Below are 23,601 nucleotides of genomic sequence, written 5' to 3'. Positions count from 1 at the left end.
GCTACGCCGGGGGCGGGGCCTCACGCTCCCAGTGGCGGCGGGCGATGGACTCGGCGAAGAGCTGGCCGAAGCCCTTCGTCTCCGCCTTCGCGCTGCGGACGACGCCGCGCGTGGCGTCCAGGCCCTTGGCTGGAGGCGCCTCCAGGTCGCGCACGCCCGCGGCGTCCAAAAGGGTGTTGGCGTCCGCGGAGAGCGCCAGCGCCTTGCAGTGCACGTAGGCCTCGCGCACGAAGTCCACCGCCAGTGGCACGCGCCGCAGGGCCGCGACGCTCCGCTCGCCGCCGGGCACGTAGACGGCGTCGTACATCACCGAGGACGCGGTGGAGAAGGTCCGCAGGGGCCGCTCCTCCCGGCCTTCCTGGCTCGTCACCGGGCTCAGCGTGGGGCCCACCACCTCCAGCGTCGCGCCGCGCTCCTCCAGCGCCTTGCGCACGCCGTCCAGCTCCTTGCCGGAGAACCCGTCCGACACCAGCGCCGCGATTTTGCGCGTGCGGATGGAGTCATGCGGCGAGCGCTCCATGCTCAGCGCCGGGGACGTCTCCACCGAGAGCGCCGCCTTCTGGCCCGGGGCCTTGGACGGCTTGGGGGGCCTGGTGGGCTTGGGCGGCGTGACGCCCGCGGCGCGCGCCACGCGCACGGCCAGCTCCGGGTCCACGTTCACCAGAATCTGGTTCACCACGCGCTCGCGAATCTCCACGCGCTCCACCTTGCCAACCTCGAACTCGAGCGCGGCCACCAGGTGCTCCCGCTCCGGCTTCGACAGGCTCTTGTAGAAGAGGGTGGCCTGGCTGAAGTGGTCGCTGAAGCTGCCGCTGCGCGCGCGAATCTTGTGGCCCTCCACGCGCTCCTGAAAGTGGCGGAAGGCGCTCGCGGGGTTGGCCAGCACCGGGCAGCCGCCGCCCAGGGAGTTGGGATGGTAGTTGGCGCGGGACGTGGGAATCGTCTGCCGCCCGAAGCCGTCCTGCTGGTGGTTGGTGACGGGGCACACCGGCTTGTTGATGGGCAGCTCCGCGAAGTTGGGGCCGCCCAGCCGCGTGAGCTGCGTGTCCAGGTACGAGAAGAGCCGCGCCTGCATCAGCGGGTCATTGGTGAAGTCGATGCCGGGGACGATGTTGGCCACGCAGAAGGCGACCTGCTCCGTCTCCGCGAAGAAGTTGTCCGGGTTGCGGTTGAGCGTCAGCTTGCCCACGCGCTGGACCGGCACCAGCTCCTCGGGGAGCAGCTTGGTGGCGTCCAGCAAATCGAAGCCGTACTTGAGCTCGTCGCCTTCGGGGATGATTTGCAGCCCCAGCTCGTACTCGGGGAAGTCCCCGCGCTCAATGGACTCCCAGAGGTCGCGGCGGTGGAAGTCCGGGTCCTTGCCGGACAGCTTCTGGGCCTCGTCCCACACGAGCGCGTGGTTGCCCAGCAGCGGCTTCCAGTGGAACTTGACGAGGTTCGCCTTGCCGGCCGCGTTGACCAGCCGGAAGGTGTGGACGCCGAAGCCCTCCATCATCCGGAAGCTGCGCGGAATGGCGCGGTCCGACATCAGCCACATCACCATGTGCGTCGTCTCGGGGACGAGCGAGACGAAGTCCCAGAGCGAGTCATGCGCCGAGGACGCCTGGGGGATTTCGTTGTGCGGCTCGGGTTTGACGGCGTGGACGAAGTCCGGGAACTTGATGCCGTCCTGGATGAAGAAGACGGGCATGTTGTTGCCCACCAGGTCGAAGTTGCCTTCCTCCGTATAGAACTTGGTGGCGAAGCCGCGCACGTCACGCACGGTGTCCGCCGAGCCACGCGAGCCGCCCACGGTGGAGAAGCGCACGAACACCGGCGTGCGCAGCGACGGGTCGGTGAGGAAGCGGGCCTGGGTGACCTTCTCCAGCGACTTATAGACTTGGAAGTAGCCGTGGGCGCCCGCGCCGCGCGCGTGGACGGCGCGCTCCGGGATGCGCTCGTGGTCGAAGCGCATCATCTTCTCCCGGAAGTGGAAGTCCTCCAGGAGCGTGGGGCCGCGGATGCCAGCCTTCAGCGAGTTGTCCGTGTCCGAGATGGGAATGCCCTGGTCCGTGGTGAGGACCTTCCCCTCCGCGTGCATGCGGTGGGGTTCGAGGCTTTCGCTCTTGAGCGTGGTGGGCCGGCTCTTCGCCGAGGGCTTGCGCAGTTTCATGGGGGCCTGTCGCCAACGAGAGAGGTGAAGGCGCCGTCTACGCTGGTGGGGGCCTCCCCGGGCCACGAGGCTTTGGGGGACGTCGGCGAGTCGGCACTCGCGCGCGTGGCAGTGTCCACCACCGCGCGCTCGGACCTCATGGCGTCAGGCGGGCATCACGGCACGGCGGGCGCGGCCACGGACTCCGCGTGCTTCTTCGCGTCGGCCACGGCGACGTCCTTCAGGGTCGCCAGGCCCTTCTCGAAGTCCTTCCCAATCATGGCGTCCATGTCCATGAACAGGGACATGGCCTTGCTCACGAAGTTGTTCTCGCCGGACATGGCCCAGACGACCTGGGTGCCGCCCTCGGCGGCGCTGAAGGTGAAGGTGGTGGTGTTGGTGGACTCGAAGGGCTTGATGAACTCCAGCTTGATGGTGACCTGCTCGTTGGCCTTGCTGTCGGTGATGGTCATCCGGCCCTCGCCGACCTGGTCGTTGCCCACCCAGGCGTAGCCCGCGCCGGTGCCTGACTCCGGGCCGGAGTAGGTGCGCTGCTGCTGGGGGTCCAGGCCGTCCCAGGGGGACCAATCGGTCCAGCGGTGGAAGTCATTCACCAGCGCGAAGGCGATGTCCGAGGACACGGGGAGCACCGCGGTGCGCTGATAGGTGAACGTGTCGGGGCGGGTGACGACGACGCCGACGAACAGCAGGATGGCGGCGGCGAGGCCGGCGAGAATCTTCTTGAGCATGGGGCGTGGGTCCTCACGAGCCGGCCTGGGATGGCCGCGCTCCTGGCGCGCGTCTTAAAGCGTGTCCGGCGCTCCGCGCAACCCACGCACAGCGTAGCGACTACGACGGAGATGGCTGGCGGCTCAGCACTCCGGGAGGCCCACGCTCAGGTTGGCCACCTCCAGCACGTTGGCGGCCAGCCCTCCTCGCGACGTCTCCTTGTACTTGTCCTTCATGTCGCGGCCGGTGTCGCGCATCGTCCGGATGACCTTGTCCAGGCTGACGAAGTGCCGCCCGTCGCCAGAGAGGGCCATGCGCGTGGCGTTGATGGCCTTCACGGAGGCCATGGCGTTGCGTTCGATGCAGGGCACCTGCACCAGCCCGCCAATGGGGTCGCAGGTGAGGCCCAGGTTGTGCTCCATGGCGATCTCCGCCGCGTTCTCCACCTGGAGCGGGGTGCCGCCCAAGACCTCCGTGAGCGCCCCCGCGGCCATGGAGCAGGCGCTGCCGACCTCACCCTGGCAGCCCACCTCCGCGCCGCTGATGGAGGCGTTCTCCTTGTACAGCACGCCAATGGCGCCGGCGGTGAGGAGGAAGCGCACCACGCCGTCCTCGTTCGCGCCGGGCACGAAGCGCCAGTAGTAGTGCAGGACGGCGGGGATGATGCCGGCGGCGCCGTTGGTGGGCGCGGTGACGACGCGGCCTCCCGCCGCGTTCTCCTCGTTGACGGCCAGGGCGTAGAGGTTCACCCAGTCCAGCACGGTCAGCGGGTTGGTGAGGCCGGCCTCGGGGCGGCTGATGAGCTTCTGGTACATGCCCGCGGCGCGGCGCTCCACCTTGAGGCCACCGGGGAGGATGCCGCCGCTGGTGCAGCCTCGGCGCACGCTGGCCTGCATCACGTCCCAGATGCGCAGCAGCCCGGCGCGAATCTCCGCCTCGTCGCGCCAGGTCTTCTCGTTGGCGAGCATGAGCGAGCTGAAGCTCATGCGCTCGCGCTCGCAGTGGGCCAGCAGCGCGGCGGCGGACTGGAAGGGGAAGGGCAGCGGCGTGGCGTCCTTACTCAGCGGGTCCTTGCCCGCCGCGGCGGCGGACTCGTCGACGATGAAGCCGCCGCCCACGGAGTAGTAGACGACCGATGCCAGCTCCGCTCCGTCTTCGCCGCAGGCGGTGAAGCGCATGCCGTTGGGGTGGAAGGGCAGCGAGCGGCGGCGGTGCATGACCAGGTGCTCGCCGTCACGGAACGTCACCTCGCGCTGGCCGAGCAGCGTCACGCGGCCCTCCGCGCGCCAGCGGGAAATCATGGCGGGCACGGCCTCCACGTCCACGGCCTCCGGCGTCTCGCCCATCAGGCCCAGCACCACGGCCTTGTCGCTGCCGTGGCCCTTGCCCGTCGCGCCCAGCGAGCCGAACAGCTCCACCTTGAGCCGGGTGAGCCGCTCCAAGACGCCTGTGTCCGCCAACTTCCGGGCGAACGTGCGCGCCGCTCGCATGGGCCCGACGGTGTGCGAGCTGGAGGGTCCGATACCAATCTTGAAGAGGTCGAAGACGCTGACGGCCATGGCGAGCGCAACATGCCACGTTTCCACTTCCGTCCCAGTGTCCCCCCGCCGACGCGCATGTCACCGCGTCGACGGATGAACGTCATTGGACATCCAACGAGACGCGGTGCTCGCGCACGGCCTCGACGAGTTCGTCCAGGCTGACCTGGAAGCGCTCGTGCCTCCCGGAATCCCCCTGGGAAGTATGGCCCTTTTCGCGAAGGACTCAGGATGAAGTCGTTTTATACCCAGAGCCCACACCGGGAGAGGACATGAACCGTAGACGACGGGTCGCCGCGCTGAGCTGCATCATGCTGACTGCCGTGGGGTGTGGTTCGGAGGGGCCACCCGCCCAAAGTTGGGAGGTGGGTTCGGGGCTCCGGTTGGACGACAACAACGTCGTCAGCGTCGCGTATGGCGCGGGGCCGGGGACCGTTGTGGAGGGGAGCGACCCCCGCTTGAGCGACGCGCGTGCGCCGCTGCCGGGCAATGGGAGCTACATCCAGAATGGGACGCAGCCCCAGGACGCCTCGCTGTCGCTCGCGGGCACGGCCAGCACGCGGTCCGGCCTGTTCGTCGACGCGGCGGCGCCTGTCGCGTCTCCCGTCCCGCTGCTCCGTGTCACGAACACGAGCGGCGCCCAGCCGGTCTGGGACGCCTTGCCGCTCTTCACGGTGGATTCCGGCGGCGGACTGCTGGCGCGCGGCGAGTTCGCGGAGCACGGGGCGCTGACGACCAGCGGCGGTGGCACGCGGCTCATGTGGGCCCCGTCACGCGGAGCGTTCCGCGCGGGCACCGTGATGACGGATGAGTGGGACGACGCCAACGTGGGGCAATACTCGTGGGCGGGCGGAAACCGGACCCAGGCCAGCGCGTATGGCACGTTCGCCTTCGGGGACCAGTGCGTGGCCAGCGGCACGGTGGCCGTGTGCTTCGGCTCGGCCACTCAGGCGACGGGAACGGCGAGCTTCGCCAGTGGCGCGTCCAGCACCGCGAGCGGCTTTGGCTCCACGGCCCTGGGGTACACCAATAGCGCGATGGGGCAGGGGAGCGTGGCCATCGGGTACCGCGCCCAGGCAACGGGGGACTACAGCGTCGCGCTGGGCAATCGCGTGTCCACGGAGGGCCGCAGGGGCTCGTTCATCTGGGGCGACGCGTCGACCACCACCACCGCGACCAGCACCGCGGACAACCAGTTCATGGTGCGCGCGGCGGGGGGCGTCCGCCTGAGGACCCGCGCCGACCTGGGGACGGGGTGTGACCTGCCGGCGAACTCAGGGGTGTTCACCTGCACGTCGGACCGCGACATGAAGGAGGACTTCCGGCACGTCGACGGGGAGGCCCTCCTGGCGAAGGTGGCGAAGCTGCCCGTGGCCTCCTGGCGCTACAAGGGCGAGGACCGGCAGGTGCGGCACCTGGGGCCCGTGGCGCAGGACTTCCGCGCCGCGTTTGGCCTGGGGACCGATGACACCAGCATCGGCATGCTCGACATCGACGGGGTGAACATGGCCGCCATCCAGGCGCTGGAGCGGCGGACGCGGGAGCTGCACGCGAAGAGCGCCGAGCTCGACGCGCTCAAGGCGGAGCTGGCGGAGCTGAAAACGAGCGTGGCGCGGTTGACGGCGTCGCTGCCGCGGCCGTGAGCCGCTGACGCTGGAGACACGAAGGGCCGGGAGGACGTCCGTGGGACGCCGGCTCCCGGCCCTGGTGTTGACGGACGGCTACTGGTCGTCGCAGGGCGTGCCCAGGCGGGCGCCTTCGTACACACCGAGCTCGTTGTAGATGAGCGGCAGGTTCTCATCCACGGGCACCTGGCGCAGCTCCAGGCGGCGCTTGGTGTTTTCAATCCACAGGGCGGGCTTCGCCTTGTCGAGCAGCAAGCGGAGGTCACCGCGCTTGGTGGAGAAGATCTCGCCTTCGGAGTCGGAGATGACGTTGGTCATCTTCTGGGACTTCAGGTTGCCACGGGGCCCGATGAAGACGCGGTAGCTCTTCTTCTGGGCCTCATGGAAGCCGCGGTCCACGAAGTAGTAGACGCCCTTGGTGTCGCGCAGCAGCGCGTAGGGCACGAACTTCTGCGGGTTGGGCTGGAAGGTGGCCTTGCGCAGCAGCTCCGCGGCCGGCTCTCCGTCCAGCATGGTGAGGGGAATCTTCTTCTCCCCGCACGCCAGGGAGCAGGTGCGCTCCTTGCGGTCCATCTCCACGCTCGACATCACCCGCCAGTCGATGCCGCGGAAGCTGGGGTTCGCGCCCTTGTTGAAGAAGCGCGGGTCCAGGAAGGACGTGGGCGACGTGTAGGGACCGGGGTGGGGCACCTGGACGAACTGCTTCTCATCGCCGTAGTAGAGGACGGCGTTGGTGTCCTCGTCGTCGGGCGTGAGCGCGACGTAGTGGCCCTTGCCGTCGGTGCACACCGACGTGGCCTCCAACATCATCTTCTCGCCGAGGTTCGACTCCTTGCCCCAGGGGGGCTTGATGGGCTCGGCCGCCATGGCGGCCGTACACGCGAACGACATCGCCGCGAAGGCGAAACGCTGGAATCGCATCGTGAAGGCTCCGGCTACAGGTGCTGCTTGAAGAACTTGGTGGCGAACTTGTCCTGATTGCTGGCGTCCCGGGTCGTCGTCCAGATGACGCGGTCCGCTTCGAGCTTGGGCTCCAGCGCGGAGCCGAAGCGGCAGCTCACCTGCTTCACCTTCTCCTGGATGGTCTGCTTCGCGATGGCGGACGCGGTGCACAGCTCCTTGAGGCTGGTCAGCGGCGTGCCACAGTAGCTGGCGATGCTCAGCTCCTTGAGCAGGTCCTCGTTGACGCTGCTCCAGTCGATGCGGGCGGCCACGGACGTGCCACACGCGTTGTTCATCTCCTGGAGGGTGGCGGCATACTCCTTGTCGTGGCCGGACTCCTCGCCCTTGCGGTCGAAGGCCATCAGCTTCGTCAGGGTGCCGTCCTTCATCTGCTTCTGGTGCTGCGCGTAGACCTCCTCCGGCTTCAACGCGGCGGTCTTCTTCTCGTCGTAGGTCAGGCGGATGGAGCGCTGGCGGCCGGGCACGTAGAGCTCGTACTTCGTGTCCCGCACGTGCAGGGCCGTGTACTTCCGGCCGTGCCACTGGGTGCTGTAGTTGAACTGCTCGGTGCTGCGGGTGCTCCAGTCGTTCTGCTCGTAGGGGAACACCAGGCCGTCGAACTCCGAGCCCGTGCCCTTCACGCGCAGGATGAACTTCTTGTCGGAACGAGGCGTGAGCGGCACCACGGCCACCTCTTCGCCCTCCGTGCCGGAGTACACCTTGCCAGCTTCCACGGGCGCGGCGGCCAGGGCCTGCGACGCCCCCAGCGCGACTGCCGCGACAATCACTGCGACCATGTTTCTCAAGCGAATCACCTCGTGTTGCATGAGAGCCCCCCTACCTGGATGGCCCGCTGTTTCAGAGCTCGATGTCGTGCTTCTGGCAGAACTTCTTGACCTTGGCACGCTCCGCTGACGCGACCTTCGGCCACTCGCTCACCGCACCGCCCAGGTCCTTCTGCTGGCAGTAGGCGCGGGTGAGCAGCGAATACGCCGCCATGGAGCGCTTCGCGCGCTGGCTGCTGCGGGCCAGCGCGATGGCGCGGCTGGCGTCACCGGAGGCCAGCGCGCTCTCTCCGTCCTTGAGCAGCTTGCGGACCTGCTCGGGGAGCGCTTCCTTGGGCTCGGGGCGCGTCACCGGGCGCGAAGGCGGCTTGTCGGGCGGGGTGTTGGTGGCCACGACCCCCTGCTGCGGGGCGCCTGCGTCCGGCGGAGTCTGTGTGCCGTTGGCCTGCTCGGTGCCGTTGGCCTGCTCGGTGCCGTTGGCTTGCTCGGTGCCGTGGGCCTGCTGCGCGTCCTGGGGTACGCGGGTGTCCGCCACGGGCGTCGTGGGCGAACCCGTGCCGGAGGCGCCACCCTTCATCATCCAGACGAGTCCCACGCTGGAGGCCAGCAGGACCGCCGCGGTGGCGCCGATGAAGGTGCCGCGGCCCTTCGCAGCGGGGGGCGACGAGGCCGGCGACGACGGGGCGGACACCAGCGCCGCGGCGGCGTGGGCCTCGGCGGCGCCCGGGATGGGCACGGGGACGCTCACGGACGTGTGCGGCTGGGCGGGACGCTCCGGCACGGGAAGGGCCGGGACCTGCTTCGAGATGAGCGTGGGCTCCAGGCCAGGCGGGTCGACGAGCGATGCGGCGGCCGGCTGCGCCATGCCCATCTGCCCCGTGGCGGACGGATTGAAGCCCTGCTGGCCGGTGCCGGGCGCCATCGTGGAGTCGAAGCCCTCGCGGCCCGTGTCCGGCGCCACCCGGAGGCTCCCGGGCGGGACGGTGGCGGACAGCGAGGCCGGGCCCTCGGAGGGCAGGGCGATTCCGGACACCGGGGCCTGGGGGCGCGGGGCGGGCTGGTTTCCCACCGCGGTGGACAGCGAGTGCAGCGGCGTGCCCGTCAGGTCCTCGATGAAGGAGGAGACGTCCGGGTAGCGCTCATCCGCGCTCTTGGCGAGCGCGCGCATCACCGCGGCGATGGCCTCCGGCGTGGCCTCGGGACAGAGCGGGGCCAGGGGCTCGGGCGGCTCATAGACGACGCGGAAGATCATCTGCGCGAGGCTGCCCGAGCCGAACACGGGCTTGCCGGCCATCATCTCGTAGACGATGCACCCCAGCGAGAACACATCCGTGCGCGCGTCGATGTCCCGGTTCTTCCCCTGGGCCTGCTCGGGCGACATGTACTGAGGCGTCCCGATGATGGTCGCCTCCTGCGTCTGCACCGTCGTGGAGCTGAGGACCTTGGAGATGCCGAAGTCGAGCAGCTTCACGCGCTCGCCCACCACGCCGCCGGAGTCGGTGGGCACCAGGAACACGTTGGCCGGCTTCAAATCACGGTGGATGACGCCGGCGCCGTGCGCCGCCTGGAGCGCGGAGCCCATCTGCCGGGTGAAGGAGACCACGTCCTCCATGGGCAGGCGCCCGCGCTCCAGCCGCTCCTGGAGGCTCTCGCCGCGCAGGTACTCCAGCACCAGGAACGGGTTGCCGTTCTCCAGGGTGTCGTAGTCGTGCACCTCGACGATGTTGGGGTGGCCCAGCCGCGAGGCAATCTCCGCCTCCCGGCGGAAGCGCGCGAAGATTTCGGGCGTCAGGTGGTCGCCGCCACGCAGCACCTTGACCGCCACCTGCTTGCCGGGGAGCCGCAGGTGCTGGGCCAGGTACACCGAGCCCATTCCTCCCCGCCCCAGCAGGGAGACAATCCTGTACGTATTCCGCAGGACCTCATCAATGCGGAGGTCACCGTCAGCGGGTTGGGTCATGGGGCTGGGACTCTCAGGCAGGGCATTCCGGGGAACTTCGCCCATTCCATCCTCCCACCCCCCCCTGAGGCAACCCTCCTGATGTCACGGAACACCCAGGCAGGTCATGGCCTGCGGCGGGGGCGTCCCACCGGCAGCCTGCCAGGGAGGCGGGCGTATGCCGGAGGCCAGGACCGCCAGGCCGGAAGACACGCCCGCCGCCCGGGGCTCCGAGCGGCGGCACGCGAGACACGGGCCCTGGGTGAGGCTCAGGCGGGCTGCGGCACGCGGGAGGCGTCCGGCGCCGGCTCGGTGGCGACCGCCGTCGTCGAGGTGAGCGCGGGCTGCGGCACGGGGGCGATGATGGACTCGCCCACCGTCTCTCCGTGCTGGCTCAGGTCCAGGCCTTCTTCCTCGTGCTCACGGGTGACGCGCAGCGGGACGATGCGGTCCACCACCTTGTAGAGCAGGAACGAGCCGGCGAAGGAGAACACCGACACCAGCACCAGCGCCAGCATGTGCATCAGGAAGGTGCGCGTCTCGCCGTGGATGAGGCCCACGTCCTTGGCGAGCACGCCCGTCAGCACCATGCCCACCACGCCGCCCAGGCCGTGGCAGGGGAAGACGTCCAGCGTGTCGTCGACGGAGGTGCGGTTCTTGAAGTGCACCGCCGCGTTGCTCACGAAGCTGGCGACGAGCCCCACGACGAGGCTCTGCCCCACGGTGATGAAGCCGGCCGCGGGCGTCACCGCCACCAGGCCCACCACCGCGCCGATGCACGCGCCCATGGCGCTGGGCTTGCGGCCGCGCAGCCAGTCGAAGGCAATCCACCCCAGCATCGCCGCCGCGGACGCCGTGTTGGTGGTGGCGAAGGCCAGCGTGGCCAGCGACGAGGCCGACAGCGCCGAGCCCGCGTTGAAGCCGAACCAGCCGAACCACAGCATGCCCGTGCCCAGCATGACGAAGGGGATGTTGGCGGGCGTGTGCGCCATGTTCTCCACGTGCACCTTGCGGCGGCCCAGCACCAGCGCGCCGGCCAACGCCGCGAAGCCCGCGGACATGTGCACCACCGTGCCGCCCGCGAAGTCGAGCACGCCCCACTGCCGGAGGAAGCCCTCCGGGTGCCACGTCCAGTGCGCCAGCGGCGCGTAGATGACGAGCGTGAAGAGCACCATGAAGAGCACGTACGCCTTGAAGCGCACGCGCTCCGCGAACGCGCCGGTGATGAGCGCCGGGGTGATGATGGCGAACTTGAGCTGGAACAGCGCGAACAGCATCAAGGGGATGGTGGGCGCCAGGTCCGGGTGCGTCTCACCGCCCACGCCGCTGAACATGAAGAAGGTCCGAGGGTCGCCGATGAGCCCATGGAAGCTGTCGCCGAAGCACAGGCTGAAGCCCACCACCACCCAGAGCAGGCTGATGACCGCCATGGCGATGTAGCTCTGCAGCAGCGTGGACACCACGTTCTTCAGCCGCACCATGCCGCCGTAGAAGAAGGACAGGCCCGGCGTCATCAGCAGCACCAGCGCGGTGGCCGTGAGAATCCACGCCGTGTCCGCCGTGTTGATGGGGCCCCCTTGCTTCACCTGCGCCGCCGGCTCGACCAGCAACCCCGCCACACCCACACCCACCAGAAGGGCCATCGCCAACCACTTCTTCATTGCGCCTCCACCTGGAAGACTGACGCAATGCAGTATGGGGCGAGTTGGAGCTAGATTCAATCTGGGGTGGTCTTATTTTGTTCCGGAGTAGGTTAAAATGGTCCGGATTTAGTCTAAGTAGCGGCTTCCTGGCAGGCGGGGGCTCACTTCACCTGGATGCGGCCGTCCTTGATTTCAAGGTCTTCGCCGCCCTTGAGGACCACGGTGCCCGTGTCCGTCTTCACGGCGCAGGGCCCGGAGCCCTGGATGGTGACGGAGGCCGTCTGGCTCTTGCCGAACGTCACCGACGTCTTCACGCCGCTGCACACCACGGGCCACGTGTGGTCGCGTGCGTCGCGGTTGTGGTAGCGCACCGTCACCGCTGCCCACGCGGCGGAGGACGCGAGCAGGGATGCAGCCAGTGTCACCGCGGCGAGCTTCGTCTTCATGCCTTGTTCCCCGCGTCCGGAGCGTTGGTGCCGCGCACACTGGAGCAGGGCGTTGGTGCTTGTCCATGCCGTACGTACAAACCACCACGTCACAGTGGGAGGGCGTGGGCAGGTCGGGAACGTCGGTGGCGTCCACGTCGGGCGCGTTGTGCTCCAACGCTCCGCGCGAACTCGTTCTCGGCACGCGGATTCAGCCCCCGCGTGGCGCTCGCGCTCGGCCGCTGGCCGACGAGCGCGCGCCAGGCGCGGCCCGCTCACCGGTCCCCCACCCGGAAGATGCTGCTCAGGGACAGGCCAAGCTGGCTCTGGACAATTCCGATGAGGCTCTCCACCTCTCCTCTTCCGATGCGCAGCCGCTCCGTGAGCAACTGATGCGTGCCTCTCAGGAGCGCCTCCCGGCCTCGGGACACCCAGCGCGCCACCGTGGCGCGATGGACGCCGTAGACGGCGGCGATCCGCTCGGTGCTCAGCCCGTCCAGGAAGTGCAACCGCAGGACGTTGCGCTCATCGGCGTCGAGCCCCGCCAGCGCATCCTTCAACGCCCGACAGACTTCGTCCCGGTAATGCGACTTGAGGAAGGCGAGCTCCGGATCCGCGGTGGCGGGCTCGCGGACCTCGTCCACGGCATCGCCCAGCCGCAACGGGTCTCCCCGCTGCTGCTCGAGGAAGTTGAGCGCCGCGCGGACCGCCGCCACCCGCACCCATCCCCCGAGCGGCCCTCGCCCCGAGTAGTCGCCGACCTTCGCCAGCGCGCCCTTCTGTCCCACGAGGAGCTTCTCCCAGAAGTCCTGCATCAGCTCGTCGCGCGCGTCCGGCGGGACATTCCGGCCACGCAGCGCGGCCAGGGCTGTGGCTCCGTGGCGCTCCTGGAACGAGGCGACCGCGCCACGAACCCCTTCGGTACAGGCACAGGCCAGGTAGAGGTCCGCTCCATGCAACCCCGCCAGGTATTCCTCGGGGCTGCGCCGCTCGGGGACGTGGCGAGAGACATGCCGCGCGAACGCCTCGGATGAGAGCGGCAGCGACGGCCAGGCCGCTCGCCCGTCCTGAAAGAGCCGCGCCAGCGCTCGCTCCATCGCGTCTCGCCCACCCGCCATGGCCTCTTCCCGGGAGCGTGAGTCGAAGAGCGCTCCCGGACCCGGAGGATAGCACCCTCACCGCGGGAGCGGATGCGCGGACAGCCACCGCTCCAGCACGGGGACCTCCTTCACGACTTCGCCGCTTCCTCCGCGCGCCAGCTCGAGCGCGCCCGTCACCAGGGAACGCGCCTTCCCGTGCTCGCGACGCAGGGCCCAGAGGGTCTCCGCCAGGGCCTTGCGAATCTCCACCCGCACCTCCCGCCCGCTGGCGGTCGCGCTCGTGAGGGGACGTGACTCGGCGATGGCCAGCGCCCGCTCCAGGAGCGGCAGGGCCTTGGCGGGTGCGCCGAGCCGCTCATGCGCCTGTCCCATCAACAAGAACGAGTGCCCCAACTCCGGGGCATCCGGGGCCAGGACCTTCTGCTCGAGCGCCAACGACTGGCGCGCGTAGTCGAGCTGCTCCACGGCGTGCCCGAGCAGGCCGTGGTTGACGGCGAGGTTCTTCAGGATGAAGACCCTGTCGGGCTCATCCCCCTGGGAGGACTGCTGGTGGAGCGCCAGGGCTCGCTCCAGCAGCGGGACGGCGTCCGCGGCCTCGCTCTGGACGTTCGAGAGGATGATGAGCGACTTCAAGATGGCCGGGTGCTCCGGGCCAAGCGCCCGCTCCTCGATGGCCAGGGCCCGCGCCGCGTGGGGAAGTGCCTCGGGGAGCCTGCCGATGACCGACAGGACGAACGCGATGGCGTGCAGCGACGTCACACACTGCGGATGATGAGGGCCCAGCAGCTTCTCCTGGATGGCGAGGGCGCGCTGTGCGTGCGCGAGCGCCTCCGAGGGGCGTTCGAGCGCCGCGAGCACGAAAGCCAGGCGCCCCAGCGTCCTCGCGACATTGAGGTGCTCGGGGCCCAGGACCCGCTCCTGGAGCGCGAGCGCCTCTTCGAGGAGCGGGAGGGCCTCGGTCGTGTGTCCCTCGTCGTTCAAGAGGTTGCCCAGGACGAACAGCCGCTCCGCAGAGAGCTCCGGCGCCGGCCCGAGGCGCTCCAGCAGCGCTCCACAGAACGCCCCCCAGAAGTGTCCCTGCGCATGTCGGCGCTGGCGCAGCCCCTGGACCAGCGCCAGCATGCAGGCCGTCCTGGCGGAGACCTCCACGTGGCCGCCCGCCTCCGCGGCCACCAGGGCCCGCTCGAGCGCCTGCTCCGCCGGGGCGGTCTCCTCGAGCCGCTCGTGCGCGAGGCCGAGGGCCAGGAGCGCCTCGGCTTCGAGTGGCTTGTAGGCCAGGGCGCTCGACGCTTCGACGGCCGACTCCGTCAGCGCGCGGCTGGGCGCATACCGCCCCGCCGACAGCAACGCCTTCGCATCGGCGAGCCGTGAGCGGACCTGGTCGATGCTCGCCCGGGTCGCCGCGTCCTGGGGCGGGCGCAAGGGCGCCATGAGCGCCTCCGTCGAAGCGCACCCTTCGAGCGAGGGGAGCTGCCCCGCCGCCTCCACGGCCCGCTCCACGACGCCCGTGTCCGCGGAGCCCAGCACCTGGGACAGCGCGCGCAGCGACTCGCGGCGCTGCGCGAGGCAGGCCATGCGCAGGTCCAGGAGCTCCCCGGACTGTTCGCCGCGCACATGCGTGGCCTCGCACGCGTCGGTGCGCATCTGGACCCACGCGTTCGCGAAGCGGTCCACGAGGAGCTCCGTCCCGGACCAGGCGGCCGGGGCATGCGGCGAACCGGTCGCGAGGAAGGCGGCGTGTATCTCGCGCTTGCGGGCCTCGTCCCAGGCGCCGGCGAGCCGCTCCCGGGCTCCGGCGCACACGTCCCTGGCGCGCTCCCTCCCGCCGAAGAGCCCGAAGCCCGCCGCGAGCAACCCCACCCCGCCAAGAAGCGCCAGCGCCCTCTGGCGCCGCTTGCGCCGCGACGCATGCCCGCGCTCGAGCGCGTCGAGCAGCGCGGCCAGGGAGGGGAAGCGCTCCTCGGGCCGTGCCGACAGGCCGCGCGTCAGACTCCGTCGCCACCTTGGAGGGATGCGACCGGCCCGTGGCAACTCGCGTCCTCCGGGCCACCTTCCTCCGTCCGCCAGTTCCTCCACCGTGAAGGGGCGCTCGCCCTGGAGCGCCTCGTAGAAGGCCACGCAGAACGCGAATTGATCGCTGCGCGCATCCGCCGGGGCGCCGCGCCACAGCTCGGGCGCCATATAGACTGGCGTCCCGAGCCGCCCTCCCGTCTGGGTCCGGGCCTCCGCGCCAGCGGGCAGCGCGCGCGGAGACAACGCCACGTCACCGGATGGCGGCTCCCCTGGGAGGGCCATCCTCGCGAGCCCGAAGTCCGTCACCCGCACCCGTCCATCCCGGCCCACCAGGACGTTGTCCGGCTTGAAGTCGCGGTGCACGAGCCCGGCGCGATGGGCCGCCGCGAGCCCCCGTCCGGCGTCGAGGAACATCGCCAGGACCTCGTCCGCCGAGCGTGGCTCCGCGCGCAACCATTGCCCCAGCGTGCCGCCCTCCATGAACTCCATGGCCAGGAAGACCTGCCCGTCGAAGCGCCCCCCATCGAACACGGTGATGACGTGCGGATGGGAGAGCCGGGCCAGCGCCTGCGCCTCCCGGAGCAGCCGCGAGGCCGCCTCCTCCCGCGAGGCCGCGGGGAGCACCTCGTCGTGGACCAGCTTCAGCGCGACGCGGCGGTCGAGCTCCGGGTCATACGCCGCGTAGACGACGCCCATTCCGCCCGCGCCGACCAGGTGGAGCACGGTGTAGCGCCCGATGCGCTCACCCGAAGCGAGGCGCGGCCTGGCCTCCACCGGCGCCCTGGCGGAGTCCGTGCGTGGTGTCGCGGTGCCAGGGGGGCTCATCGCCTGCCCCAGCGCGGCCAAGAGCCGCCGGCAGTCGTCGCACCCGTCGAGGTGGCGCGCGGCGGCCTCACGCTCCTCGGGAGTCAAGAGCCCGCGACTCAACCCATCCAGGGTGTTCTCTCCCAGGCAGCGCCGCTCGACCTCTTCCGTGGGACCGCTCATCCAGCGCTCCTTCCACACTTTGATGCGACGACTGGCGGGACCGCCTGTCACTCCCCATGAGGCTCGAACCGATGAGCCCAGGAGAACCCATGTCCGTCCGCCGAATGACATCCATGTCCCACCCCGCCCATCCGGAGCCTGGGGCCACCCCGCCACTCGCCGCAACCCTGGCCCTGACCGCCGCCATCGTGGCCACGCTGCTCCTCCCGTCCGTGGGCCACGCCTCCAGCACGGGCCATGTGACGGTCCTCTGCGGCAGCCCGGCGCCGCTCCCCTGGGGCTACACGGGCAGCAGCCCCACACCCCAGTGCGAGGGGGTGTGCTACTCGGGCTGGACCGACGGCGTCTGCAATGATCCCGCGGACCCGGGGAGCCGCGTCGTCGTCTACGGCTGTGCCGGGAAGACCTCGGGCAGCGGGTACTCGTGTGACGGCGACACCAACGGAGGGGTGCTGCTGGCGACCTTCACCGCGGGGGAGGCGGTGTCCATCTCCTCCTTCCTCGGCAACACGGACTACTGCACCTTCCAGCTCGACGTCCTGCGGCCGCACGCGCAGGACCCCATCGGCCTGCGCGACTTCATCGTCTGGGAGCGCGACGAGTGCGAGCCGCCCGAGCCCCCCTGCTACTGCCCCAACGGCACGGACCACCAGGGCAACCCCGTCACCTCGCACACGTGTGGCGAGCCCGTCTGTGGCGCCGACTTCCAGTGGTACTCCTGCCAGCCGGGCGGCTGGTCCTCCGAGGGGGGCGCCTGTGGAGACCCGGGGAGCGACTGCTCGTGCACCGGCACCGACTTCCTGGGCCACACCGTCACGGTCGACTCGTGCGGTGAGCAGGTCTGCGGCGCCGACTTCCAGTACTACGCCTGTGGGACGACGGGCTGGACCGCGCAGGGCGTCTCGTGCGGCGCGCCTCCCGAGGAGTGCTCGTGCACCGGAACCAACGCCCAGGGCCATCCCGTCACCATCGACATGTGTGGCGAGCCCGTCTGCCTCGACGACTTCCAGTCGTATACCTGCGAGGAGAGCGGCTGGGTCTCCCAGGGGAGCTCGTGCTCCGGTGGGACGTCCTGGAGCGCGGTGAGCGCGGGCGGCTACCACACCTGCGGCCTGCGCGCCGACGGCAACATCCAGTGCTGGGGCGATAACTGGTGGAACCAGGCGCCCGCCTTCGTCCAGGGCCCCTTCACGCAGGTCAGCGCCGGCTTCGACTTCAACTGCGGCCTGCGCGCCGACGGCAACATCCAGTGCTGGGGTAGCAACGTGTACGGGCAGGCCCCCAGCTTCTTCTCGGGCCCCTTCACGTCCCTCAGCGCGGGAACCACCCACGGCTGCGCCGTGACGTCGGTCGGCACCATCGCCTGCTGGGGGATGATGAATGGCACCGCCCCGACGGGGCTCTTCACGCAGGTGTCCGCGGGCGGCTACCACTCGTGCGCGCTGCGGACCAATGGCACCCTGGCCTGTTGGGGCGACAACGGCTCGGGGCAGGCCACCCCGCCCTCCGGCACCTTCGTGGAGCTCAGCGCCAACTACACGACGAGCTGCGGAAGGCGGAGCAATGGCACCGTCGAGTGCTGGGGCCAGGACATCGGCCAGCTCGACGACCCTTCATGGCCGTTCACGCAGGTCGCCGCCGGGTACGCGACCCACTGCGGTGTGAAGACCGACAGCCAGGTGGCGTGCTGGGGCAATGGGTCCATGTACCCGGAGATGCTCGCCGTTCCCCAAGGCTCGTTCACGCAGGTCGCCACGGGCTACCAGCACACCTGCGCGCTCAGCACGTCGGGAGCGCTGAGCTGCTGGGGCGACAACGACGTCGGACAGCTCGACGTCCCCAACTGACACGACGCGCTCCGAAGCGCGCTCACCCCCGCGCTTCGGAGCCGCCGCTCAGCGCTCCTTGGGCATGTTCAGCGCCATGGCGACCAGCGAGAGGGTCAGGTCCTCGGGCTGGTAGGGCTTGAACGGGTTCAGCGTGGTGCCGGTGGCGTCCAGGTGGTCCAGGCCGGACAGCGTCACGGACTTGGAGCCGGGGATGAACGCGTCCTGCGGGAGCACCAGGCCGTCGGACTTCACGCCGTAGCGCTGCTGCATGTAGCCCTCTGCGGCGAACAGCGGCGAGGTGGGGTTCGAGGTGGTGGAGGCCATGCACACGGTGGGGATGCCCGGGGGCATCGGGTGCCTGGCCAGGAACGCCTTGCGCGAGTCGTAGGTCAGGTCCTCTCCGGCCTGGATGCTGCCGCCCAGGGCCTCGATGGCGCCGCCCACGCCGTAGCGCACGAGCGGGTTGTCCAGCAGGTCCTGCGCCATGGGCGAACCCCCGTACGGCGACTGGAGGGTGACCAGGGCGCGCACGTGCTCCTGGAGTTCCGGGTACATGGCCAGGGCCGCCGCGGAGTCCAGGCCGCCCTTGCTGTGACCGATGAGCACCACCTGCTTGCCGTCCTTCGCGGCGTCGAGCACCGCCTGGCGGACGATGGCCGCGTTGTTCTCCACGCCCATGTCCGTGTCCACGGGGACGCGGCCGACCTGGAGGCCCTGGGCTTCCAGCGCGTCCAGGTTCCGGTCGAAGTAGAGCTGCTTGGGCGCCGCTTCGGAGAGCAGTCCGCCCACCGCCAGGTACACGCAGTCCTTGGCCTCGGCGGGCAGCACGTCCTTGCCCGCGCGCACGGCCTGGTTGAGCTTCGTGAACTCCGCCGTGGAGTCCTTGGCGGGCGGATACGCCTTCTGAATCCAGCCAATCTTGTCCGCCTCGCCCTTCCCAGGCCAGGGAATGGGGAGGCGCAGGGCGTTGGCCTGCGCCAGCGCGTTCGACCGCTGCATTGCCGCCGGGGGGCTCGCCGTGAAGCTGTCGCCCTCCACCACGGCGTTGATGCCCTGCGCGGCCTTGGCCGGGACAGGCGCCTCCGGCGTGGCCCGCGTCCGCGTGGAGGGCGTGAGGCTGGAGGGACGTGTGACCTGGACCATGGAGGACCTCGGGAGGGGGAGCCGAGCTGAGGATCGGGGAGGCTTGCCTCCATTGTCGGGGCGTGGCGCCGGAAGTTGCGCCCCATTCCAAGGTCGTGAGAAGACGAGAACTCCGAGTGTGTGTCGCGGCGCGGCAGGTGGACGCGCCAGAGGCGCCGCGGCTTCTCCTGGTGCCGCGGAGCGCTCCACCTGACTGGAGGCTGCGCGGTCATCGTCGCTCAGGGCACGAAGTCCACCGGGGGGATTGGGGTGGCGTTGTAGACGACCACGTGCCCCTTCTCCTCGAAGTAGTTGGCGTCTTCGCTGAGGGGGACGGGCGTGGGGCCGCTCGCGACGGTGAGGAGCGACCCGATGGGCGCGAAGGGCTTCGGGCAGCGCCAGGGTTGAGGGGCGAGCGTGGGGTGCTGCGGACAGGGCCCTGGCGTGGCGTACATGAACTCGCAGAGCGCGGGCGGCTGATTCCAGCCGCAGCCGCACGCGAGGTTCACCGGGGGGACGGGGGTCCACGACGGCGCATGCCCCATGGCGCACGTACTCTGGAGCCAGCGGGGGTAGGGGCCCGCGTGATTGATGCACGGAGCGAACGCTCCGCAGCCGCATACGGAGACGTACTGGGCCGTGTTCGGCGCTCCACCACAGGTGGCGCACATGGGGGCCGCCGGAGCTCCCCAGTGGGGCTGGTTGCAGGCGGTGTTCGCGCAGACGACCACCGGCCTGGGAACGGCTGGCGCCAAGGGGTGGGTCACACAGGGGTACGCGCCCGAACAGGACTGGCACACCCAGTAGAGCTGGAGCTTCGGGTGCGCGCACTTGTGATAGGTCGTCACCGGGTTCGCGCACCGTGAGCAGGCGCCCGTCGCCGACCGGGTCGCGCCGCAGGTCCCGCACCACCGTGTCTCGGTGACCCGCTGACAGTATCCCGCGACACCGGAGTAATTGTCGGGATGGTCATCGCAGTAGAGCTGTCCATCGTGGATGCGCGCCGTCGAGTCACACCTCGCGCCGTCGACGTTGAGGACGGGGCCATTGGGAGCGGGGGCGCACACCGCGCCGCCGCCAATGGAGCTGCCCCACGAGGGGATGAGGTGGACCTGGACCTTCGGCTCGTCTTGCACCGCGCGGTTCGTGTAGAAGTCGTGGAGCTTGCTCTTGTTGTGGTCGAGGCACACCTCGATGCCGAAGGTGACGCCGTCGATGGTCACCACGGAGCCCCCTCCGAGCCCGGAGGTGGTGACCTCCGTGTTCACGTTGGGCCTGGCCCCCAGCGTGTCCCGGGAGCCGCTCGTAGGCAGGGCGAGGCGGTTGGGGTCGTTGTGAATCTGGATGAGCCGGCCGCTCCCGTCCACGGTGTTGAAGTTGGCATTGGCGAAGTTCGGCCCGAGGAAGTCGATCCAGGAGATGTTCTCCTTGTCGACCACGGCGCTCTTCAGCCCTCTTTCCCCGACGTGGGGCGCCGGCCAGCCCTTCTGCAGGAGGGCCACGTTGAACACCTCCGTGGCCTGCGGCTCGAGGAGCTCCGCCTTGCCCGCGACGAACAGCTTGTTGCCCGCGAGCGTGAGCTCGTATCGCCCCGGCGCGAGCTGTGTGCAGGTCTCAATGTCGTCATCGGTGCCCGCCGCGTCCGTGATGCTCCAGCGCGCCGTGGGAGCGACGTTGTTCTGAATCCAATCGCAGACCCTGGAGGCGACGACCAGCTTCGTCTTGGGAGGTGTCGGGTCGCTCGACTCAATCCACACCCGGGGCTGGGCGAGCACCGCCGGCGCCGGAATCAGGGCGGGCTTGCCCTGGAGCGTGAGCTTGTATTGGTTGAGCCCGTCATCCACGACGGCCTGGATGGCCGCCGTGACGAGGCCCTGCTCGACCTCCCACGCCGGGTCTGGCTTCGTCGCCGCGCCGATGACGGTGAGCACGGTGTCGGCGCCCGTCTCGTCGACTTCGGAGACCGTCACCGCGTGCTTCACGGGGTCCTTGTGGGCGAGCCGAGGGCCGCCCGGCTCGCCGTGCGGCAGGTATCCGATGGCGGTGCCGAAGACGAAGAGCCAGTCGGCGTAGTCGACCTTGTCCGTCTCCTCTCGCATCGTGTGGACGATGGATGAGAGCTTCTCGACCGGGTAGCCGCCCTTCTGTCCGCGGAAATAGAACTCGGGCGCCATGAAGACCTTGAGGACGTCCTCCGAGGGGTCGACGTTCGGCGCGGCGAGCTGGATGGCCTCCTTCATGGCGTCGCAGCGCGTGGTGATGTCGGTGTCGTCGTCGACGTCCCCGAGGTACGCGCCCGCCTGGGTGCCCGGCTTGACGTTGAACGCGACGAACTGCACCTGCTGGTAGTTGAAGGCGCGCACCAGTGTGGGCATCACCGCGACGGCCAGCCCCAGCTCCTCGTCCTCTCCGCTGTGCGCTTGGAGTTGCACGCGGTAGGGCATCCTGGCGCGGTCGACTTCGGACCGGTCCCACCGCTTGCGCGGGTCGTTCAGCAGGTCGTACTGCCGCTGTGTCCGGAGCGTGTCCTCGGAGAGCGGCGCGAAGAAGACGCGCTGGTCGTCCTTGTCCCAGATGCTGAGCTGCCCGCGGACGAGCTTGTCGTTGTCGCCATCGAGCGTCCACTTGACGATGAGGGAGGCGTCGTCGAGCGGCGCGGTGGGTTCGTGCTTCCAGCGCGGGCTCCACGGCTCGATGAGGAGCCGCGCCTTGTCGTCCGCGTCGTCCTGGTAGTAGCGGACGAGCACGTTGTACGGGGCCGGGCCCGGGCCGACGTAGACGTCGGACACGCCCGCCTTTCGCAGGACGCCCTTCGTCGCTTCGCTCTTCCCCTGCCAGTCAGGGGCCTGCTGGGCGTCGGCGGGCGGGCGCTTGTCCACGACCACCTGGAAGCTCCGCCGCTGGAAGAGGTGCGTGGTGCCCGGCTCGTCCAGGGTATCGCAGGGCACCTCCACCCACTCCTTCGGCTGGGTCATCACCACGGGGTCGGAGCGGCGGACGTCGTAGTACCGCGTCGCGTGGACCTCGAAGTCGACCTTGCTCGCGCGGGCCGACACGCCCTCGAGCTGATACTCGACCTCACAGGTGTCCGTGCCGGGCTTGAACCAGCGGGTGAGCTGGGTGATGGAGACGGCGGGGACGGGGCGCCTGCGCTTGACCTTGATGGTGTGCGCCTTCTCCAGCTCCAGCGCGGGCGCGGGCTGCCACGGCACGGGCTTGTAGATGACCTTCGTCGTGCCGAGGTCCGGGTCAAGCTCGGACTGGAGCGGGTCGGCGTCCACCTTGGCGCAGCCCACGAGCTCGACGAGCGCGCGGTTGATCTCCGCCGGGACGCGGGTGCCCCAGTTGTAGAGGGCGACCTCATCGAGCTTTCCCGTGAGGTCATGCTCGTCGAGAAGCGCGCCGAGCGTCTTCTTTCCGAGCGGGAGCTCATGCTTGGGGGCGCGTGCATCGAAGACCTTGCTCATGACCGCCTCACCTCACGCCGTGGTCATTTCCACGAACTCGTACACCTCGGGCTCGCCGTCGTCCGGGAGCTCGAGTGAGACCACCTCGCACCGCGTCGCGGGGCCGCTGGCCTGGGGGATGTCGTCTATCTTCATGGGCTCGCCCGCGGTCTCGAAGGTCTTCGGGTCCGCGCCCTCTGGCCATTGGACGGTGAGCCGGGCCTGGTCGAGCCGCTGGGTGTCGGCGCCCGGCACGTCATGCACCACGTCGAACGTGAGCCACGAGAGCCGCTCCACGTAGAAGGTGAAGCAGTGCGCGCCGCGCGGCAGCTCGACGGTGGCCGCATCCAGGAGCTGCTTCGCGGGGTCGAAGAGCCGGTGTGGCGCGTTGTCGCCGAAGGTGAGCGTGAGGGAGTAGGCCTTGGGTTCCAGCGGCTCGCCTTGCCACCGGGCGCGTCCGTCACCGTCGGTGGGGTGCTCGAACTCCAGGTCGCCGAGCTGGACGCGAACGCCGGGCACCCCGGCGTCATCGTGCTTGAGGCGCAGCAGGACCTCGGGCCTGGCCAGGACGGGCACGGGAATCACGCGCACCGGGCACTCCTGCGCGGGGACCCGCAGGAGCTCCTCCGCGGGCTTCCCGAAGATACCCTCCGGGTCCGGCAGCCCGACGGCGGTGACGTGGTACTCCCCTGGGTTGCAGGGCAGGAAGCGGGCGATTCCATCCGCGTCGGTGGGCTCCTGCCGGTCGATGCGGACGTCGGAGCGGCGGTAGCGGGGCGGCTTCTTCTTGCCGACCCGCTCCTCCGTGTACATCCGCCCAATCCCTGAGATGGCTCCGGACGCGCCCTGGATGCCCTCGCCGTCGTCCTCCCGGTACACGATGAGCAGCAGCCCCGTTTTCATGAAGGGGCAGGGCATGACCGCTTGCCCCAGGAACCGCTTCGCGGCCCGCTGCGCCACACGTTTGGCGGCCTCGAAGTTCACGGGAGCCCCTTGCCGGAGGAGGCCTCCAGCCGTGCATAGACAGCATCCATCCGCACGGAGGGCGGGAGCTCGGGGTCGCGCAGGAGGCGGCCCATCCAACGCGTCCTGGCCGCGTCCTCGAAGCCGGGGCCCAGTTCGTGCAGCAGGAAGACGTAGCGGGAGACCTCACCGCCTCCCGTGAGCCCGAGGCGGCTCGCGCGGGCAATGCCATCCTCGATGAGCGCGCGCATCGGTTGGCGCTCGAGGACCCGCGCATCCCCGGGGAAGACCTCGGGGAGGGCGCTGAGGATTTCCTCGATGAAGTGCTCTTGAGCTGGTGCGTCAAGGGCCTCCAGTTGCGCGTGTCGGATGACGAGCATCCTC

The 23,601-nt window shown here is 69.8% G+C and carries 16 protein-coding genes; 2 read left to right on the top strand and 14 right to left on the bottom strand.

Annotated features, from left to right (window positions below):
• Position 1: 1 nt before the first annotated feature.
• The 3 genes from KGD87_RS20025 to KGD87_RS20015 form a co-directional block, all read right to left on the bottom strand.
• On the bottom strand, positions 2–2,152 hold the full coding sequence (locus KGD87_RS20025; RefSeq protein ID WP_284661869.1) for a catalase: 2,151 nt from the start codon (positions 2,150–2,152) through the stop codon (positions 2–4).
• A gap of 155 nt (positions 2,153–2,307) precedes the next feature.
• Positions 2,308–2,880 carry an SRPBCC family protein gene (locus KGD87_RS20020; protein WP_284661867.1) on the bottom strand — a complete coding sequence of 191 codons (573 nt, stop codon included), beginning with the start codon at positions 2,878–2,880 and terminating at the stop codon, positions 2,308–2,310.
• Positions 2,881–3,003: 123 nt separating this feature from the next.
• On the bottom strand, positions 3,004–4,419 hold the full coding sequence (locus KGD87_RS20015) for an L-serine ammonia-lyase (protein ID WP_284661866.1): 1,416 nt from the start codon (positions 4,417–4,419) through the stop codon (positions 3,004–3,006).
• A gap of 251 nt (positions 4,420–4,670) precedes the next feature.
• Here KGD87_RS20015 and KGD87_RS20010 point away from each other — a divergent pair, with 251 nt between their 5' ends.
• The gene (locus tag KGD87_RS20010; protein ID WP_284661865.1) at positions 4,671–6,041 is read left to right on the top strand and encodes a tail fiber domain-containing protein; all 1,371 of its coding nucleotides are present in this window, start codon (positions 4,671–4,673) and stop codon (positions 6,039–6,041) included.
• 78 nt (positions 6,042–6,119) lie between these two features.
• Here the strand turns inward: KGD87_RS20010 and KGD87_RS20005 are convergent, their stop codons facing one another.
• The 7 genes from KGD87_RS20005 to KGD87_RS19975 form a co-directional block, all read right to left on the bottom strand.
• Positions 6,120–6,944, bottom strand: coding sequence for a hypothetical protein (locus tag KGD87_RS20005; protein ID WP_284661864.1), 825 nt, complete (start codon positions 6,942–6,944; stop codon positions 6,120–6,122).
• A 14-nt stretch (positions 6,945–6,958) separates the two neighbouring features.
• Complete coding sequence (locus KGD87_RS20000; RefSeq protein WP_284661862.1) at positions 6,959–7,762, bottom strand: hypothetical protein; 804 nt, start codon at positions 7,760–7,762, stop codon at positions 6,959–6,961.
• A gap of 61 nt (positions 7,763–7,823) precedes the next feature.
• The gene (locus KGD87_RS19995) at positions 7,824–9,710 is read right to left on the bottom strand and encodes a serine/threonine-protein kinase (RefSeq protein WP_284661861.1); all 1,887 of its coding nucleotides are present in this window, start codon (positions 9,708–9,710) and stop codon (positions 7,824–7,826) included.
• Positions 9,711–9,958: 248 nt separating this feature from the next.
• A complete protein-coding gene (locus KGD87_RS19990) occupies positions 9,959–11,350 on the bottom strand; it encodes an ammonium transporter (protein WP_284661860.1) in 1,392 nt (463 codons plus the stop codon).
• Between the two features lie 143 nt (positions 11,351–11,493).
• Positions 11,494–11,778 (bottom strand): hypothetical protein, encoded by a 285-nt coding sequence (locus KGD87_RS19985; RefSeq protein ID WP_284661859.1) that lies wholly within the window; start codon positions 11,776–11,778, stop codon positions 11,494–11,496.
• Positions 11,779–12,032: 254 nt separating this feature from the next.
• Positions 12,033–12,875 (bottom strand): sigma-70 family RNA polymerase sigma factor, encoded by an 843-nt coding sequence (locus KGD87_RS19980; protein WP_284661858.1) that lies wholly within the window; start codon positions 12,873–12,875, stop codon positions 12,033–12,035.
• A 57-nt stretch (positions 12,876–12,932) separates the two neighbouring features.
• A complete protein-coding gene (locus tag KGD87_RS19975) occupies positions 12,933–15,857 on the bottom strand; it encodes a serine/threonine-protein kinase (protein WP_284661856.1) in 2,925 nt (974 codons plus the stop codon).
• A gap of 89 nt (positions 15,858–15,946) precedes the next feature.
• Here KGD87_RS19975 and KGD87_RS19970 point away from each other — a divergent pair, with 89 nt between their 5' ends.
• Complete coding sequence (locus KGD87_RS19970; RefSeq protein ID WP_284661855.1) at positions 15,947–17,704, top strand: RCC1 domain-containing protein; 1,758 nt, start codon at positions 15,947–15,949, stop codon at positions 17,702–17,704.
• Between the two features lie 48 nt (positions 17,705–17,752).
• Here the strand turns inward: KGD87_RS19970 and KGD87_RS19965 are convergent, their stop codons facing one another.
• From KGD87_RS19965 to KGD87_RS19950, 4 genes are all read right to left on the bottom strand, one after another.
• The gene (locus tag KGD87_RS19965; RefSeq protein WP_284661854.1) at positions 17,753–18,829 is read right to left on the bottom strand and encodes a lipase family alpha/beta hydrolase; all 1,077 of its coding nucleotides are present in this window, start codon (positions 18,827–18,829) and stop codon (positions 17,753–17,755) included.
• 218 nt (positions 18,830–19,047) lie between these two features.
• On the bottom strand, positions 19,048–22,275 hold the full coding sequence (locus KGD87_RS19960; protein WP_284661852.1) for a hypothetical protein: 3,228 nt from the start codon (positions 22,273–22,275) through the stop codon (positions 19,048–19,050).
• A gap of 12 nt (positions 22,276–22,287) precedes the next feature.
• Positions 22,288–23,238 carry a hypothetical protein gene (locus KGD87_RS19955; protein WP_284661851.1) on the bottom strand — a complete coding sequence of 317 codons (951 nt, stop codon included), beginning with the start codon at positions 23,236–23,238 and terminating at the stop codon, positions 22,288–22,290.
• Entirely contained in the window at positions 23,235–23,597 is a 363-nt protein-coding gene (locus KGD87_RS19950; protein ID WP_240358323.1) for a hypothetical protein, read from the bottom strand. Before KGD87_RS19950 ends, KGD87_RS19955 begins: the two co-directional genes overlap by 4 nt.
• Positions 23,598–23,601 lie beyond the last annotated feature (4 nt).

The organism is Myxococcus sp. SDU36, assembly GCF_030168875.1.
Classification (GTDB): Bacteria; Myxococcota; Myxococcia; order Myxococcales; family Myxococcaceae; genus Myxococcus; species Myxococcus vastator.
Note: the sequence above shows the minus strand (reverse complement) of the source record. Positions and strands in the feature narration are given on the sequence as shown.